At 42.5% G+C, this 2,910-nt stretch carries 2 protein-coding genes and 1 pseudogene; all 3 read left to right on the top strand.

Annotation, left to right across the window (positions count from 1 at the left end; genetic code table 11):
• Window positions 1-1,910 (top strand): annotated as a pseudogene (gcvP, locus tag B7C60_RS15120) (aminomethyl-transferring glycine dehydrogenase); the annotation flags it as partial.
• A gap of 118 nt (window positions 1,911-2,028) precedes the next feature.
• Window positions 2,029-2,265 carry an RNA recognition motif domain-containing protein gene (locus tag B7C60_RS15115; protein ID WP_099612364.1) on the top strand — a complete coding sequence of 79 codons (237 nt, stop codon included), beginning with the start codon at window positions 2,029-2,031 and terminating at the stop codon, window positions 2,263-2,265.
• Window positions 2,266-2,595: 330 nt separating this feature from the next.
• Complete coding sequence (cspE, locus tag B7C60_RS15110; RefSeq protein WP_099612363.1) at window positions 2,596-2,808, top strand: transcription antiterminator/RNA stability regulator CspE; 213 nt, start codon at window positions 2,596-2,598, stop codon at window positions 2,806-2,808.
• The last annotated feature ends 102 nt before the right edge of the window (window positions 2,809-2,910 follow it).

The following is a 2,910-nucleotide window of genomic DNA, read 5'->3' as shown; positions in this document are numbered from 1 at the left end:
CATATTCGACGAGAAAAAGCCACCTCCAACATTTGTACCGCACAAGCTCTATTAGCCAATATGGCTGGGTTATATGCGGTCTATCATGGTCCAGATGGGCTTAAAAAAATTGCTCGTCGAACTCATCATTATACTGCCATCCTTGCGGCAGGACTGACAAAAGCCGGATACGAATTGGCTCAGCATACTTTTTTTGACACCTTGACGATCCAGACCGGCGATGCAACAGAAAAATACTACCAATTAGCTTTGGAGGCCAATATCAATTTGCGTAAATGGCCGCATCAGTTAGGGATCAGTTTTGATGAAACAACGACCTTAGCCGACATTAAAACCTTATTTGCTCTTTTTGAGGTCGAAGCATCGATTGATGACCTATCGACTAAAATTGCCGAAAATGAATTCGCCGCCATTCCTCACTCATGTCAGAGACGATCCAACTATCTCATGCATCCAGTATTTAATACCTACCATACTGAAACGCAGATGATGCGCTATCTAAAACAATTAGAGAACAAAGATTTTTCTTTGACACATGGCATGATTCCACTGGGTAGCTGCACCATGAAATTAAACGCGGCAGCAGAAATGATCCCTATCTCTTGGCCCGAATTCGCGTCGTTACATCCATTTGCACCTAAAGAACAAGCTGCTGGATATGCTGCGTTAGCTGATGACCTAAAACATAAATTGTGTGAAATCACCGGTTATGATGCCTTTTCTTTACAGCCCAATTCAGGCGCATCGGGTGAATATACGGGGCTAATTGCGATCCAACGTTATCATCAAAGCCGTGGCGAGGGACATCGCAATGTTTGTTTAATTCCCAGTTCAGCTCACGGTACAAACCCTGCGACAGCATCCATGCTATCTATGAAGGTTGTTGTCGTGCGCTGTGACCGTCTTGGTAACATTGATCTGAGCGATCTTTCAGAAAAGATTAACATATACCGCGACCACCTTTCTGCCATTATGATTACTTACCCGTCTACACATGGCGTCTATGAAGAACAGGTCCGCCAAGTCTGTGAACAGGTTCATGCTGCCGGTGGGCAAGTCTATCTGGATGGGGCGAATATGAATGCGCAAGTTGGCTTAACGTCGCCGGGTTTTATTGGCTCTGATGTTTCTCATCTGAACTTGCACAAAACGTTCTGCATTCCTGCATTCCTCATGGCGGTGGCGGCCCAGGTGTTGGACCGATTGGGGTAAAATCCCACTTAGCGCCTTTCCTTCCGGGTCATATTCAACAAGGCGGGGATGGCGAGCATTTTTCAGTATCGGCTGCACATTTAGGCAGTGCCTCCCTGCTCCCTATCTCTTGGGCTTATATTACCATGATGGGAGCACAAGGCCTTGAACAAGCGACTCGATTGGCGATATTGAATGCAAATTACATCATGGAACGTTTACGTCCTTATTACCTTATTCTTTATCGAGGGGTACATGGACGAGTCGCTCATGAATGTATTATTGATATCCGCCCCATTAAAGAGCAAACTGGGATTAGCGAGGAAGATATTGCGAAACGCCTGATGGACTACGGATTTCACGCACCAACGATGTCTTTTCCCGTCGCAGGCACTCTCATGGTTGAACCAACAGAATCAGAAAGTCTTGCCGAACTGGACCGCTTTTGTGAGGCGATGATAGCGATTCGCGAAGAAATTAAGCAGATCGAACTCGGCCATTGGTCGATCACAGATAATCCATTGGTCAATGCCCCACACACATTGATTGATTTAGCACAAGACAAATGGTCACATCCTTACTCAAGAACACAAGCGTGTTTTCCATCTTCCCATGTTAAAGCCAACAAATATTGGCCAACCGTTAACCGGGTTGATAATGTCTATGGTGACCGTAACCTTATCTGTTCTTGCCCTGATGTTGAACACTATTTAAAGTAATAAAGCAGAAACTTAAAGTAAAAAGCAGAACGTGCCAAATAACATTTACTGGGATTGTCTTGGTTTCTGAACCATTAGCTGCGACAATGGTATGTCAATCCATACAAGATCAATTATCATGAAACTGTTAGTTAGAAACCTTGCTCGTACCACGACTGAGCATGAGTTAAGAGTACTCTTCACCGATTTTGGACAAGTGACCGAGTGTACTTTAGTCCTTGACCAAGAAACTGGTCTATCAAAAGGTTTTGCCTTTGTAACGATGCCAAATGATGATGAAGCAAAATCAGCCATCAGCGCACTTAACTTAACGTTATTCGCTAAAAGTAAAATTCGGGTAAAAAAAGCGGATTAACAATTGAGCAGGACGAGAAGATCTCGTCCTGTAACATTCACTGTCTATTGCTACTTCTAATGCGTACCATATTTCGCTCTCATCCATAATCATTGAGATGTATAAATTCAAATAATAAAAAAATAGTGCTAGCTATTTAAATTACTCCGTGTATAGTATCACTCGGCTCTTAAAGAAGAGTTGTTAATGTAAATTCAGTGTAAGTTTAGTGTTATACAAGTCGCGAAACCTTTCGTTATACCTGTGTCAACTGCACCTAGATCGACCATTCAATAGCTTGTCTCAGCCAAAAACTAATTCAATTAACACTTAAGATATATAGAGGTGACTATGTCTGGTAATACGACTGGTACAGTAAAATGGTTCAACGAAACTAAAGGTTTTGGTTTTATTTCTCAAGATAACGGCGGTAAAGATGTATTCGTACACTTTAATTCTATCGTTTCTGATGGCTTCAAAACTTTAGCTGAAGGCCAAAAAGTGAGCTTCAACGTTGAAGAAGGCAAAAAGGGCCCACAAGCGACTCAAGTAACCGCTCTGTAAGTCTATATTGCTATTATAATTGCAAAACGCAGTGCCTCAGCACTGCGTTTTATTTGGTTCAACAAAACGTTAAGACGCAAATTTCATTCCAATAATACCTAG

The organism is Vibrio fujianensis, assembly GCF_002749895.1.
GTDB lineage: Bacteria > Pseudomonadota > Gammaproteobacteria > Enterobacterales > Vibrionaceae > Vibrio > Vibrio fujianensis.
The sequence above is the reverse complement of the archived record's forward strand: the minus strand, read 5'-3'. Positions and strand labels throughout refer to the sequence as shown.

What these genes read in the sequence shown, in the direction of transcription:
- B7C60_RS15115 (WP_099612364.1), top strand. Translation starts at nt 2,029, where the DNA reads ATGAAACTGTTAGTTAGAAACCTTGCTCGTACCACGACTGAGCATGAG.
- cspE (WP_099612363.1), top strand. Translation starts at nt 2,596, where the DNA reads ATGTCTGGTAATACGACTGGTACAGTAAAATGGTTCAACGAAACTAAA.